The organism is Gardnerella vaginalis (assembly GCF_040427915.1).
Classification (GTDB): domain Bacteria; phylum Actinomycetota; class Actinomycetes; order Actinomycetales; family Bifidobacteriaceae; genus Bifidobacterium; species Bifidobacterium vaginale_C.
The window spans coordinates 667,463-680,569 of sequence record NZ_JBETXJ010000002.1; the positions used below are offsets into that span (position 1 = coordinate 667,463).

A 13,107-nucleotide genomic window follows, 5' to 3' on the forward strand; every position below is an offset into this window, starting at 1 on the left:
GAACAGTCTAATTTAGGTGTATAAACGTTAGATTGATAAACAGTGTGTTTTACGCATTATTTTACGCATTAAGGAGTAAACATGGCAGAAACATTCAATGTTGTGGTAGAAATCCCACGCGGATCCAAGAATAAGTACGAAGTTGATCACGAAACTGGTCGCGTTTTCTTGGATCGTACCCTTTTCACAGCTATGGGTTATCCAGATGATTACGGTTACATTGATGGAACTTTGGGCGAAGATGGTGATCCACTCGATGCTCTTGTTATGATTCCAAACTCTGTGTTCCCGGGATGCGTTGTTGAGTGCCGCGCTGTTGGCTTGTATCACATGGTTGACGAAGCTGGCGGAGACGATAAGGTTTTGTGCGTTCCAGCAGATGTTCGCTTCGACGATATTAAAGATATTGACGATGTTAACGAGTATCACAAGGCTGAAATCAAGCACTTCTTCGAGCAGTACAAGGCTTTGGAGCCAGGTAAGGAAGTTCTTCCTGGTGACTTCTGGGCTGGAGTTGAGCAGGCTGAAAAGGAAATTGTCGCAGCTCGCAAGCGTCTTGAAGAAAGCGAAAAGTAGTTTTCGGGATTGGTCGTAAGCTTCCGAGCGTTTTAGAAACGCGTTTGCTAGTGTCTAACACATTTTTATGTGTTAGACACTTTTTTATTTTAAAAAATTTAAGCTATTAGTAGCATTCCTAAACCAGTTGCGTAAACAACCATTCCGCCCATCATCACGGGAATTAAAGCAGTACCAACTTGTGGCAAAAGCATGTCAGTATTGTATTTTGCATCTTTAACCCAAAGATGAGAAAGACCAGCTAGAACAATCACGGCAAGCAAACCCAATACTGCTACCAGTACGCCAAGTTCTAGAATACGCACGGAGAATGTGAAACGAATAATCGAAGGCAAAAAAAGCCATCCTGGAAGAGCTGCACAAGCAATACTTGCGGTAAGAGAGTGTGAAATATTTCTTACAAGATTAGATCTCTCTTCCCTAAGCATTTGACGACCAAAGCTAACAAAAGTTGCAGCAACAAGAATTAGAGCAAAGCTCACAGCCCAACGTTCATATGGGTGAATAGCTGCAATGAACTTATCCATACTAACTTCTGTATTATCGATTACGCTGCTAGGAAGCCAACCTTTTAAAGCTAATGCTGCGCACCACATAGATGCGATTCCAGCACAAAGCGGAATAGCTTTATCTGCTGTAGAACCTTGTAGCGGCCAGAAAGTAACTAGAGCAAGAAGAATAATCACGCAAACTGTTATAACGGCTTTTGCTGTGGCTATTGGCAGAATGGCCGCAATTGCTAAAAGAGCTATAGCAACGAATTGAGTTACAACAATCGTAATGTGATTATGCATTGCATTATGTGCGATGTTATCGTTGCTCATATTACGCTCCTATCGCGTTTTATAAGATAATTTTAATAAAATATTTAGCCGTATTAACTTATTTTATATGTAAGCGTACACTTGCATGCTCCGATTCGTATTAAGTATCTTAAGTATGGATTACAATTCTCTTTTAACAGCTTGATTTTGAATTTGTTATTCAATTCTATGCGTTCTGGAGGTATCAATATGACGGATATTACATTGATGACCTCTTGTGCCGCGCCTGCAAAGGTTTTGCCATCTTTGACTCTACTTTCGCATAGAGTGCGAGTGCTCCCAATGGAACCGTCTAGTATTCTTAAGATGCCAGAAAACACTATTCTTCTTGTAGATGCTAGAGAAGATTTGTCTTTGGCGAAATCTTTATGCTCTATTGTTCGTGCTTCTAATTTAACAATGTCTGTTATCTTAATTCTTACAGAAGGCGGATTCACGGTTGTTAATGCATCTTGGGGTGTTAGTGACGTTATGCTAACAACCGCTTCGCCAGCCGAAGTAGAAGGTAGACTTAGACTAGCTTCTCAACGAGGTGGGTCGGCTGAATCTACTTCTAAAGAACATGCAGTTGATTCTGGTAGCGTGGAAATTAACAGTAGCGGCCAAATGTGCTCTGGTGATTTAGTCGTAGATACGCAGAGTTACACGGTTAGCTTGCACGGAAAGCCTATTGATTTAGCGTATAAAGAATTTGAGCTTCTTAAATACTTTGTTCAGCATCCTCGGCGAGTATTCACTCGTGCTCACTTACTTCAAGAGGTTTGGGGTTACGATTATTACGGTGGAACTCGTACAGTAGATGTCCACATTCGTAGGCTACGTGCGAAATTAGGCGTTGAATATGAGCACGTTATTGGAACGGTTAGGAATGTTGGGTATCGTTTCGATCCTTTAGAGTCTCAGGATGAAGTTGTAGATTCTGCAGATTCTGATAATAATGATTCGTCGGCGGCTTCCGACTAGAATTCCTGTAGCGGATTAGTGGTTTATTATATTGGTTAAATTACAAAACGTAAATAGTAGTCAAGAATCATCTTCCGATCCTAGAAAATCTAAAAAAATTGCTAGGATGAGCGAAGAGTATCGGATTTTATGCGAAGAAATACCGAATCCAAAGTGTGCATTAAATTTTACAAATCCATTTGAACTACTAGTGTCCACTGTTCTCAGCGCACAAACCACTGATAGACGTGTAAATATTGTAACGGAACAACTTTTTAGAACTTATCCTACTCCAAAAGATTTAGCGCGCGCACCAATATATAAGGTACAAGAGATCATTCATCAACTTGGATTTTATAGAGTAAAAGCGCAGCATATTATAGAGCTTTCGCAAAAACTTATGGACGATTTCAATGGTGTAGTTCCAAATAATATGGATGATCTCACAAAACTTCCAGGTGTAGGAAGAAAAACAGCAAACGTTGTATTAGGCAATGCTTTTGGTATCCCAGGGTTTCCAGTAGATACCCATGTTATGCGTGTAACGTCAAGGCTTAGATGGAGAAGTGATTGGAAAATTGCTAAGTCAGATCCTATAAAAGTTGAGCGTGAAATTACATCTTATTTTCCGCCAGAAGAATGGACTAATTTGTCTCACCGACTTATTCTTCATGGTAGAAAAATATGTACAGCTAGGAATCCGCATTGTGCTGACTGCCCTCTAAGATTTCTGTGCCCATCTGTTTCGCTGTAGCTATGTTGTAGGTTTTGTTGTGGTTTTGTCGTGGTTGTCGTAGTTGTGACGTAACGGATTTTTCTAATATCTCATATAATCAACTTTTAGAATATTCTTAGGGTATTTTTAGATTATTTTCTGCATAAATTCTACGTATGATTCAATCGATGATATAGACTGTTGGCTATGTCTGAATTTGAAAGATACTCATCTGGCTCGCATTTGAGAAAAGCACGTTATGCAAAAAAAGCTAAAAAAGGCGTGTCCTCATGGGTTATTTTTATAGTCTTAATTGCCATTATGTCTGTTGTTGCATGGGGCGGATGGCGATTTTTAGATGGAAGATCAATTATTCCAGAGAGTATTGTTCCGGCATCAAGCTCAGTTTTAAAAATAGGCTTGCGTACAGCCCCAGCATCCTTAGATATTAGGACTGACGACAGTGATTCACTGCAACAAGCTCTTATTGAAAACGTTTATGAAACACTTATTAAACGAGACGGCAATAATGCTTTAAAACCAGGTCTTGCTCAGTCTTGGAGCGTATCTTCCGACGGTTTGAATTATAAGTTTAGGATTCGTTCAGGCGTGAAGTTTGCAAATGGAGACGTAATGGACTCTGGCTCCGTACTGCAATCACTTCAACAAGGTATTACAAAAAGCTATCCAGGCTATGAAAAGTTGACGAATATTACAAGCGTATCTAACTCAGGACCTAATATTCTAAACATTTCATTAAAAATGCCAGATCCATTACTGCTGCGAAGATTAGCAGGTAGAGCTGGAATTGTATATGACACTCGCGCTTCATTAAACTACGCTTCAGACGCTATGGGAACAGGACCTTTTAAAGTTAACGGATATAGTAAAGGTTCAGACCTTGTTCTTGTGAGAAACGACAAATATTGGGGTACAGCATCTGGCTGCGCTAGCATAACTCTTAAATACTTTAATGACGATACATCTTTAGCAAATGCCATGCAGAATGGCGATATTCAAATGGCTGTTCCTCTTGATGGCAATGAAAACAAACGTATGGCGTCAATGCCAAATACTCAACTTGTTGAAGGCCAGAGCACTAGAATACGAATGATTGCGTATAACACTGGAATATCGTCTATTTTCTGCGATCAGCACGTTCGTAGAGCGAGCAGTTACGCAATGGATATAAACACTGTTTTATCGGCTGATCCATTTGGCGGTCAAATTGTGCGCGGACCAATTTCCCCATTGTCGCCAGGATACGAGGATTTAAGCGGCACTTATCCACATGATCCTCAAAAAGCTCGATCTCTATTCTCATATTTCTCTGCTGCCTACCTTGGTAAAATTACATTCCTCGTACCTCTTGGAATGAGCAATATTGGTAATGCGCTTGGTTCTCAGCTAAACGCTACTAGCGGTTTCCGTGTGACTGTAGAAGAAGTAGATGAGAACACCATGAAACAGCGGATTCATGATGGTAAATATGATTTAGCACTCACATGGATGAATCACACTTTGGATTCTGGAGCGTATGCAGACACAAAGTCTACTTATTTGTTCCAAGATCACGAGTCTCAGAAATATTTTGCCCAAGCAATGAAATCACCCAATGCAGAAGGGTATGAGTCAAATATCAAACAGTATGCTAGAGAGTTGAATAATTACGCTGTTTCTGACTGGATGTATGCGCGAAAGAGCATTGTGGTAGCTAAATCTAATGTTAGTGGATATCCTACAAACATGACTGATCAGCTTTTGCCATTGCACGATGTGAGCGTAAAGTAAATCCAAGATTATTTCAGGAATATAAGTGCGTGTGGTTTGAGATTAGTCGCAAGCAACCGTTGATTTGAATAATTTTTACAAATATTAGTAAAAATATTGACGTTGTCGCGCTGAGTTTCTAATATTCAGTTCATGAGCGAACAGGATAATAACACAGTAAAACACGCACATTTAACGCCTCTTCCTAACAAAGTTGGCGTTGATGGTCTTGAAGACAAGTGGCGTAGTAATTGGGACGAAGCTAAGACTTACGCATTCCATAATTCTCGCGATCGTAAGGCCGTATATTCTATCGATACGCCGCCTCCAACAGTTAGTGGCCACTTGCACGTTGGTCACGTATTTTCTTACACGCATACTGATGTGATTGCGCGATATAAGCGCATGCAAGGTTTTGACGTGTTCTACCCAATGGGTTGGGACGATAACGGCTTGCCAACAGAGCGCCGCGTGCAAAACTATTACGGTGTGCGAGTGGACACTTCGCTTAAGTATGACCCTGATTTTAAGCCGCCATTTGAAGGCACAGAAGGCAAGAAGATTGAGGCAAAAGATCAGGTTCCTGTAAGCAGACAGAACTTTATTGAGCTTTGTGAGCGCTTGACTTCTCAAGATGAGAAGCTTTTTGAAGCATTGTGGCGCAGGCTCGGTCTTTCTGTAGACTGGTCGCAAACTTACCACACTATTGGCGAGCAGCCTCGTCGAGTTGCGCAAAAAGCATTCTTGCGCAATCTTGCTCGTGGAGAGGCTTATCAGAAAGATGCTCCAGGATTGTGGGATGTGACTTTCCAGACCGCAGTTGCACAAGCTGAGCTTGAAGCGCGCGAGTATCCTGGTTTCTACCATAAGATTGCGTTCCGTTTTGAAGATGGTACGCCAATTTATATTGAAACTACGCGCCCAGAGTTGCTTGCTGCTTGCACTTCTTTGATTGCGCACCCAGACGATGAGCGTTACAAGAAGTACTTTGGTCAAGAAGTCTACTCACCGCTGTTTAAGGTGAAGGTTCCGATTTTGGCGCATCCTGCAGCTCAAATGGACAAGGGTGCTGGCATTGCAATGTGCTGTACTTTCGGTGACGTAACAGACGTTGAGTGGTGGCGTGATTTGAATTTGCCAACCCGACCAATCATTCAGCGAAACGGCCGCATTGTAATGACGACTCCTGATTGGATTACGGACGAGTCTGGCCGCGAAATGTTCGAGAAGATTGCTGGCAAAACCACGTTCTCTGCTCGCAAGGAAGTTGTTGAAGCTTTGCAAGCAGCTGGAGATATGGAAGGCGATCCAAAGCCAACAAAGCGTATGACGAACTTCTACGAAAAGGGCGATAAGCCTTTGGAAATCGTCACTTCTCGCCAATGGTATTTAAAGAACGGCGGCACAGACGAAAAGTTGAACGCTGAGCTTATTGAGCGCGGTAAGGAACTTAACTTCCATCCAGACTTTATGCGCGTGCGCTATGAGAATTGGGTTCACGGCTTGAATGGTGACTGGCTTATTTCTCGCCAGCGCTTCTTCGGCGTGCCATTCCCATTATGGTACCCAGTAAACGAAAATGGGGAAGTGGATTACGAGCATCCTTTGACGCCTAGCGAAGACAGTTTACCAATCGATCCAACTATTGACGTTCCAGAAGGATTTGATGAATCTCAGCGAGACCAGCCAAATGGCTTTACTGCTGAGCAGGATATTATGGACACTTGGGCTACATCTTCCTTAACTCCACAAATTGTGACTCGTTGGGAAGAGCCAGGTGAGGAAAATCAAGCTTTGTTTAAGGCTACTTTCCCAATGGATTTGCGTCCACAAGGCCAGGATATTATTCGTACTTGGCTGTTTAGTACGGTTGATCGCGCGCATCTTGAAAACGGCTGCTTGCCTTGGAAGCATGCTGCGCTTTCTGGCTGGATTCTTGATCCTGACCATAAGAAGATGTCTAAATCTAAAGGCAACGTGGTTGTGCCAAATAAGCCAATCGAAGAGTTTGGTGCGGATGCTGTGCGCTACTGGGCAACTTCTGCAAAGCTCGGCTTGGATGCAACTTACGACGAAGGCCAAATGAAGATTGGCCGACGCCTTGCGATTAAGCTTTTGAATGCTACAAAGTTTGCGCTCGCGATTGGTCGTGAAAACGAGGAGCATCAGGTTCTTGAGTCTGCCAGTGCGGATTGGGATTTTGCAGATGTTACGGAAGTTTTGGATCGCTCTGTTATGGCAAAGCTTGCATCCGTTATTCGTACCGCAACTGATGCGCTTGAATCTTATGAGCATTCTAAGGCTTTGGAAGCAATCGAAACCTTCTTCTGGGAGTTCTGTGACGATTACATTGAGCTTGCAAAGAATCGTGCTTATGGAACTGCGGAATCCACTGGGCGCACTCCAAGTGAAGCTGCTGTAAAGTCTGCTCGCACAACTCTTGGCCTTGCACTCGACGCTTTGGCTCGTTTGCTTGCTCCTTACTTGCCATACGCTACGGAAGAAGTGTGGAGCTGGATGCATGAAGGCGAAGGTTCTGTGCATCGTGCTAGCTGGCCATGCGCTAAGGCGTATGAGGCTGCTGCAAACGGTGTTTCTGCAGATGCTTTGGCTTACGCGGGCGAGGCTTTGGCTACTTTGCGCAAGATTAAGTCTGAAGCAAAAGTTTCTATGAAGACTCCTATTTTGCAAGTGACTTTGAATGTTGCAGATAATGCTTATAAGGCTGTTGAGGAAACTTTGGATGACGTTGCTGAAGCTGGACGCGTTACTGGAGAAGTAAAGCTTAACGCTGTTAAGGCAGCAGTTGCTGGAGATTCTTCTGATTCTGAATCTGAATCTGCGGAATCTGATGCAGCTAATGTAAACGTTTCTGTTGCTCAAAGCGAACTCGGCGAAGCTCCTGCGAAAAAGAAGTAGTTTGCAAATAGTCGAAAATAATTAGTCGCAAAACAAAAGCGCTGGAAGTCAATCTTCGACCCCAGCGCTTTTTGTGTATTTAAAAACTAAGCATAATCACTTATTATAAATCCTGCTGCGATGGTCAATATCCACAACAAAAACGGTCAGTACATTATTTTCAATTGCACAAATCATTCTGTAATCCCTTACTCTATATCTCCAAAATCCCGAATAGTTACCAGTTAGTGCTTTGCCTCTGATTCGAGGATTGTCGAGATTGCTAATTTCACGAAGTTCCTTAACGATTTGCTTAGCAATTGTTTTGTCAATTTTCCCTAGCTGTTTTTCAGCTCTTTTAGATAAATTAATCTTCCAGATCAAGGCGCTTCACCACATCGTCGAGTGGAGATGTTTCTAATTCTCCACGTTTGTATGCTTCAATATCTGCCATTAGTCCATATTCATGTTCAAGTTCATCGATTTGAGCTTCTAGCGCTTGATTCATGTAAAATGAACGAGTGCGGTGAGTGGTTTTAGCGAGCTGATCATAACGATCTAAAACGTTGGAAGGTACTCTTAATCCTGTAATTGTTGCAGCCATTTCTAATCTCCATTGTAAAACATGTAAAACATATATTACACTATATGTCGAATAATGCAATCCAATACATTGCAATCGCGAAGCATCGCGCGGTAACGCTAGACTGTAAACCATGAATCCAGAAAGCTTAAGTGAATTAATTGAAAAAATTGCTAAAGATTTAGTAGCAAGCGGTAAAGCTGGCAGTTTAACAGAAGATTTGATTCCTGCTGCCGAAAAACTTGCAGTTATGCGACCAAAAGATCGCGCACACGGCGATTGGGCCACGAACGTTGCTATGCAGCTCGCTAAAAAAGCTGGTATGAAGCCTCACGATTTAGCTGAACTTTTTGCCGAGCGTTTGCAAGAAGCAGAAGGTATTTCGCTCGTAGAAGTTGCAGGCCCTGGCTTTATTAATATAACGCTTGACTCTGCTTCTGCAGCGGCTGTTGTTGACGAAGTCTTAAAGCAGGGTGCTGATTTTGGCAAAAATACTCATTTGAGCGGCAAAACTTTGAATCTTGAGTTTGTTTCCGCGAACCCAACTGGTCCAATCCACATTGGTGGCACGCGCTGGGCTGCAGTTGGTGATTCTATGGCTCGAGTCTTGGAAGCGAACGGCGCAAAAGTTGTGCGCGAATACTACTTCAACGATCATGGTGAGCAAATCAACCGTTTTGCTAAGTCTTTAGTTGCTGCAGCTCATGGCGAAGAAACGCCTGCAGACGGCTATAAAGGCGCGTATATTAACGAAATTGCGGACGCTGTTATAAAAGAAGCGAATGCGGACGGTGTTGACGTTCTTTCTTTGCCTAGAATCGATCTTGGAAAAGATGAAGAAGGTTTGCCACTCGGCGAAGGCGATTCCGAGCAGCGAGAAGAGTTCCGAAAGCGTGCAGTGCCAATGATGTTTGCGGAAATTCGCAAATCAATGCGCGATTTTCGCGTTGGTTTCGACGTGTGGTTCCACGAAAACAGCCTGTACGAGGACGGCGAAGTTGAGCGCGCTATTGCAGACTTGCGTGAGCGCGGAGACATTTTTGAAAAAGATGGCGCAACTTGGTTTGAGTCTACTAAGCATGGCGACGACAAAGATCGCGTAATTATTAAGTCCGACGGCAACTACGCTTACTTTGCTGCAGATATTGCGTACTATCGCAACAAGCGTCACCGCGAGCAGAATCCTGCAGACGTAGCAATCTACATGCTCGGCGCGGATCACCACGGTTATATTGGCCGAATGATGGCAATGTGCGCGGCTTTTGGAGACAAGCCAGGCGAAAACATGCAGATTCTTATTGGTCAGATGGTAAACGTTATGAAGGACGGTAAGCCAGTACGCATGAGCAAGCGTGCTGGAAACGTTATTACGATTGACGATTTAGTTGATGCAATTGGTGTTGACGCTTCGCGTTATTCGCTTGCTCGCACCGACTACAACACAAGCGTTGATATTGATTTGGATTTGCTTGCTTCTCACAGTAACGATAATCCTGTGTACTACGTGCAATACGCTCACGCACGCAGCTGCAATGTGGCTCGAAACGCGGCAGACGCTGGAATTAGTGCAGACGGAGCTGATTTAAGCTTGCTTAATACTGAGGCAGATGGCGAAGTACTTGCTGCTTTGGCTCAATGGCCTGCAGCTCTTGCACAAGCTGGCGATTTGCGCGCTCCGCACAGAGTTGCGCATTATCTTGAGGATTTGGCTGCAAGCTACCACAAGTGGTACAACCTTGAGCGCGTAGTGCCAATGGAGTTGAGCGACCCAGAAAATCGCTTGCCAGAAGCGGAGCGTGAGGCAGTTCGCATCGCAAAATGCCCAGAGGCAGCACGTGCAGCAGCGCGTTTAAAGCTTAATGCTGCTGTGCGCACAGTAATCGCCTCTGGCCTTGATTTGCTTGGAGTTTCTGCTCCAGACAAGATGTGATTTAGCGCATTTGCCCTTTATTTAGGACGCTAGCTTTTATGTTAGCGTCCTTTTATTTTTACAAAAAGACACGCGCGAAATTGCAAATTTTTTTCGATTAAGTACATGCGATTTATTAATATACCCCCTAATATTATTTTTCGGTTTCAGTTTTGTTATTCAATGCGTTAAATAATATGCTTAAACAATTTTCACCATATAGGAGGTGTAAGCATGAGCGTCACAACACAAAGTGTCAGCACAGACAGTGCCCCGAAAAAAAGGAACTTGACAATTATTGAATCCGCGTACGTGGCGGTCATGTTGTTTGGCATGTTCTTTGGCGCTGGAAACCTGATTTTCCCAGTATTCCTTGGTGCTAACGCAGGAAACAATTCTGCTCCTGCAGCATTAGGCTTTATTGTTACTGGCGTTGGCTTGCCATTGTTAGGCGTTACTGCTCTTGCAATGAGCCGTGCAAACGGTCTTTTTGAACTTTCAAGCAAAGCTAGCAAAAAATACGGCATGTTCTTTACATGCGTTCTTTATTTAACAATCGGCCCGTTCTTTGCAATTCCGCGCTGTGCAACAACTTCATACACTGTTGGATTGGAGCGAGTTATTCCGCAAGACGGGAACGGTCAATTGTACTTGTTCTTGTTCTCTGTAGTATTCTTTGCGCTCGCGTTCTTCTTTGCTATGAAACCAAGCGGAATACTTACGTGGGTTGGTAAAGTTCTTACGCCAATCTTCCTTGTGTTCCTAGCGATTTTGGTGTTTACCGCACTATTTTCCCCTATAAGCGGTGCTTCTTCAGATGCTGCTCCTATGGGAAATTACGTTAATAAGTCATTCTTTACGGGATTCTTAGATGGTTACAACACAATGGATGCTTTAGCTAGCTTGGCATTTGGAATTGTGGTTGTTAGTACCATTCGCCAGTTTGGTGTAAAAGATCCTAAAGATGTGGCAGTAAATACTGCTCGCTCTGGATTCTTTAGCTGCTTGCTAATGGCTTTGATTTACGTTGCAATTGTTGTTGTTGGTGTGCGTAGCCGCGCGTTATTCCCACCTGCGGAAAATGGTGGTGTAACTTTGGCACAAGTTGCACGCTATCATCTTGGAAATGCTGGCTTATTCGTGCTTGCTGCAACTGTAACGCTTGCCTGCTTAAAGACTGCGGTTGGATTAATCGTAAGTTGCTCGGAAACCTTCTCTAAGTTATTCCCTAAGGGTCCTAGCTACCGTGTTTGGGCTGTATTAATTACGCTTGTTTCGTTTGGTCTTGCAAACTTTGGATTGAGCGCAATTATCGAATACGCGGTTCCAGTATTGATGTTCTTGTATCCACTGTCAATCGTATTGATTCTTTTGGCTTTGTGCGGTCGACTTTTTGGAAATTCCAAAGTCGTGTACGCTTGGACACTTGGTTTTACTGGTGTTGCAGCTGTATTTGACTTTTTGAATAGTTTGCCATCAGCTTTGCGCGACGCATTGCATATGAACGATATGTTGATTGTTGCTCAAAACTGGTTGCCGTTCTCGGAATTTGGAATGGCTTGGGTTTGCCCTGCTGTTGTTGGATTTGTTGTTGGCTATGTTCGCATGGTTATATGTGACAACAAAGGTATGGAAGAAGTGGCTCGTGTAGCTGCTGGTCCAGATCTTGAAGGCAGTGTTGCTAGTAGTGATGACTATTCTTCAAGCAGCTCTGAGTTTGACGAGCCTAATTTTGGCAATCAATCTTAGTGACTATTGGTATCTATTTGTATAGATAGTTGTAATAATAAATAATCGCCATATTGCTGCTCGTATGAGTTGCTATATGGCGATTTTATGCGATTTGCGACTAGCAGTTAGATGCCTACATGGGGACAAAATGTCCCCAGAGCGTAGGCTTGCGACTTGCGACTAGAAGTTGCCGCCGTTCCAACCCCAGTCAGTTGTTGCAGTGTAGCGAATGTAAGTGCGATCTTGTGGAATTCCAAGCTCGCGATTCAAAGCTGCCATAATCTGCTCTGTCAACTTTTCCCAAGCGGATCCTGGTACGCTGGATCCAAACACGTTCACTTCAACGTATGCTGCAGGCTTAGTATTATCTCCAGCAAAATAAATTGGCATGTTGTCTTCAAATGGGCACATAAGCCAATGTTCGCTTTTGCCTGGAACTGCGCTAATCGCCTTGCCGTACGCTGCTTTTAAGGCATCGCGCTGAGCAGGTGTAGTGCTTACGGAAACGTGAGTGTGAATAACTGGCATAATCGCTCCTTTGCTAAGTTTTATGAATTTGCTAAGTTTTATAAACTTGTATCACGCAACTTGCGTTACGCAATAATTATAGTGAATTGTTAGCCTCCGCGTGTTTAATTGAATGTATGAAAAAACTTATTGAACAGGTTGTTAAGTTTGGAATCGTAGGCATTATTGCGCTGATTATTGACGTAGCGTTGTTGAATCTGTTGCTTCTTGTACATTTTAATAACGTTGTTGCTGGAACAATATCTTTTATAATCTCTCTTATTTTTAACTACATTGCCAGCATGAAGTACGTGTTTAAACACCGCGAAGACATGGCTCGTTGGATGGAATTGCTGATTTTTGTTATTTCTGCAGTTATTGGTTTGCTTATCAACGATGCGATTATTTGGCTTAGCACGCTTGGAATGGCGCAAACTTTGCGTGGTACTGCGATTTACATGCTTCGCACAAACATTGGCAAGCTTATTGCAACAGTTGTTGTAGCTGTGTGGAATTTTGTTATTAGAAAATGGCTTTTAGATGATACAAAGTCGCAAAAACCTGGTTATGATGCCGCTAAGGACAATACTTTTGCGCATAAGTTGGGCGAGTGGTCGTTAAGTCACACTCCAAAAGGATGGAAGTAGGTTTG

General features: G+C 43.1%; 12 protein-coding genes. 8 read left to right on the forward strand and 4 right to left on the reverse strand.

Going from position 1 to position 13,107, the window contains the following annotated elements; genetic code table 11:
- Positions 1-81 precede the first annotated feature (81 nt).
- Positions 82-576: an inorganic diphosphatase gene (locus ABVC65_RS02730; RefSeq protein WP_004105658.1), complete on the forward strand. Its 495-nt coding sequence runs from the start codon at positions 82-84 to the stop codon at positions 574-576.
- Positions 577-674: 98 nt separating this feature from the next.
- On the opposite strand, the gene ABVC65_RS02735 is transcribed toward ABVC65_RS02730, so the two are convergent.
- Positions 675-1,400, reverse strand: a complete 726-nt coding sequence (locus tag ABVC65_RS02735; protein ID WP_016811426.1) for a hypothetical protein — start codon at positions 1,398-1,400, stop codon at positions 675-677.
- 189 nt (positions 1,401-1,589) lie between these two features.
- On the opposite strand from ABVC65_RS02735, the gene ABVC65_RS02740 reads away from it, so the two are divergent.
- From ABVC65_RS02740 to valS, 4 genes are all read left to right on the forward strand, one after another.
- On the forward strand, positions 1,590-2,363 hold the full coding sequence (locus ABVC65_RS02740; RefSeq protein ID WP_004122801.1) for a response regulator transcription factor: 774 nt from the start codon (positions 1,590-1,592) through the stop codon (positions 2,361-2,363).
- Between the two features lie 31 nt (positions 2,364-2,394).
- Positions 2,395-3,096, forward strand: coding sequence for an endonuclease III (nth, locus tag ABVC65_RS02745; RefSeq protein WP_205727566.1), 702 nt, complete (start codon positions 2,395-2,397; stop codon positions 3,094-3,096).
- A 168-nt stretch (positions 3,097-3,264) separates the two neighbouring features.
- On the forward strand, positions 3,265-4,848 hold the full coding sequence (locus tag ABVC65_RS02750; RefSeq protein ID WP_353582550.1) for an ABC transporter substrate-binding protein: 1,584 nt from the start codon (positions 3,265-3,267) through the stop codon (positions 4,846-4,848).
- Positions 4,849-4,980: 132 nt separating this feature from the next.
- Positions 4,981-7,746, forward strand: a complete 2,766-nt coding sequence (valS, locus tag ABVC65_RS02755) for a valine--tRNA ligase (protein ID WP_353582551.1) — start codon at positions 4,981-4,983, stop codon at positions 7,744-7,746.
- A gap of 96 nt (positions 7,747-7,842) precedes the next feature.
- Here valS and ABVC65_RS02760 read toward each other — a convergent pair whose 3' ends face one another.
- A complete protein-coding gene (locus tag ABVC65_RS02760; protein WP_353582552.1) occupies positions 7,843-8,109 on the reverse strand; it encodes a type II toxin-antitoxin system RelE family toxin in 267 nt (88 codons plus the stop codon).
- Positions 8,093-8,329 (reverse strand): type II toxin-antitoxin system RelB family antitoxin, encoded by a 237-nt coding sequence (relB, locus tag ABVC65_RS02765; RefSeq protein WP_115794039.1) that lies wholly within the window; start codon positions 8,327-8,329, stop codon positions 8,093-8,095. The genes ABVC65_RS02760 and relB overlap by 17 nt, the downstream gene beginning before the upstream one ends.
- Positions 8,330-8,441: 112 nt before the next feature.
- On the opposite strand from relB, the gene argS reads away from it, so the two are divergent.
- Positions 8,442-10,238 (forward strand): arginine--tRNA ligase, encoded by a 1,797-nt coding sequence (argS, locus tag ABVC65_RS02770; RefSeq protein ID WP_353582553.1) that lies wholly within the window; start codon positions 8,442-8,444, stop codon positions 10,236-10,238.
- Positions 10,239-10,451: 213 nt separating this feature from the next.
- Positions 10,452-11,966, forward strand: a complete 1,515-nt coding sequence (brnQ, locus tag ABVC65_RS02775) for a branched-chain amino acid transport system II carrier protein (RefSeq protein WP_353582554.1) — start codon at positions 10,452-10,454, stop codon at positions 11,964-11,966.
- Between the two features lie 162 nt (positions 11,967-12,128).
- Here brnQ and ABVC65_RS02780 read toward each other — a convergent pair whose 3' ends face one another.
- Positions 12,129-12,476 (reverse strand): phenylpyruvate tautomerase MIF-related protein, encoded by a 348-nt coding sequence (locus ABVC65_RS02780; RefSeq protein ID WP_004124315.1) that lies wholly within the window; start codon positions 12,474-12,476, stop codon positions 12,129-12,131.
- A 116-nt stretch (positions 12,477-12,592) separates the two neighbouring features.
- Here ABVC65_RS02780 and ABVC65_RS02785 point away from each other — a divergent pair, with 116 nt between their 5' ends.
- A complete protein-coding gene (locus ABVC65_RS02785) occupies positions 12,593-13,102 on the forward strand; it encodes a GtrA family protein (RefSeq protein WP_004122815.1) in 510 nt (169 codons plus the stop codon).
- Positions 13,103-13,107: the final 5 nt, after the last annotated feature.

Coding starts and splice junctions, on each gene's coding strand:
- ABVC65_RS02730 (WP_004105658.1), top strand. CDS start 82: ATGGCAGAAACATTCAATGTTGTGGTAGAAATCCCACGCGGATCCAAG.
- ABVC65_RS02735 (WP_016811426.1), bottom strand. CDS start 1,400: ATGAGCAACGATAACATCGCACATAATGCAATGCATAATCACATTACG.
- ABVC65_RS02740 (WP_004122801.1), top strand. CDS start 1,590: ATGACGGATATTACATTGATGACCTCTTGTGCCGCGCCTGCAAAGGTT.
- ABVC65_RS02750 (WP_353582550.1), top strand. CDS start 3,265: ATGTCTGAATTTGAAAGATACTCATCTGGCTCGCATTTGAGAAAAGCA.
- valS (WP_353582551.1), top strand. CDS start 4,981: ATGAGCGAACAGGATAATAACACAGTAAAACACGCACATTTAACGCCT.
- relB (WP_115794039.1), bottom strand. CDS start 8,329: ATGGCTGCAACAATTACAGGATTAAGAGTACCTTCCAACGTTTTAGAT.
- argS (WP_353582553.1), top strand. CDS start 8,442: ATGAATCCAGAAAGCTTAAGTGAATTAATTGAAAAAATTGCTAAAGAT.
- brnQ (WP_353582554.1), top strand. CDS start 10,452: ATGAGCGTCACAACACAAAGTGTCAGCACAGACAGTGCCCCGAAAAAA.
- ABVC65_RS02780 (WP_004124315.1), bottom strand. CDS start 12,476: ATGCCAGTTATTCACACTCACGTTTCCGTAAGCACTACACCTGCTCAG.
- ABVC65_RS02785 (WP_004122815.1), top strand. CDS start 12,593: ATGAAAAAACTTATTGAACAGGTTGTTAAGTTTGGAATCGTAGGCATT.